The organism is Bacteroides sp. ET336, assembly GCF_024733815.1.
In the GTDB taxonomy this organism is placed as follows: Bacteria; Bacteroidota; Bacteroidia; order Bacteroidales; family Bacteroidaceae; genus Phocaeicola; species Phocaeicola cellulolyticus.
On record NZ_JANRHK010000066.1, the window covers coordinates 1 to 453 of the forward strand.

1 pseudogene is annotated in these 453 nt (G+C 60.7%); it reads right to left on the reverse strand.

Annotated elements, in window-relative coordinates:
- A pseudogene (locus tag NW213_RS16850) lies at positions 1 to 453 on the reverse strand (RHS repeat protein); the annotation flags it as partial.

The window sequence follows — 453 nt, forward strand, 5'->3', positions numbered from 1 at the left end:
ACCGCCGTTGGCATCCACGATCTTGTAAATGAGTTTGTCTTCGCCGTAGTAGTATTCGGTTTCGGCATCCTCGCCGTTGCGGACGCGGGTGCATCCCTCGGCGTAGCGGATGAAGTATTCCATCACGCCGCCGTCGCCCCACGTATGCACACACCGGGCATTTTCGCCCCTGCCTTCATATTCCCAATGGAAGGACATGCCTCCCTGGTTGGTGAGCTGCACGAGCAGGTGTCCGTCGGCATAGACGAAATGCTTGCTGACATCCAGCGCGTCGGTGGTCTCCACCATGTCGCCCCGTCCGTCGTACCGGTAGCGGACCAGCTTGACCTCCTCGTTGTCCTGCCGGATGGACACGCAGCATACGCGGCCCAGCCCGTCGGTTTCCACTTTCAGGCGTTCGCCACGGGAGGATATGATGCCCGACAGGCGTCCGGCGGAAGCATACTCGAAACG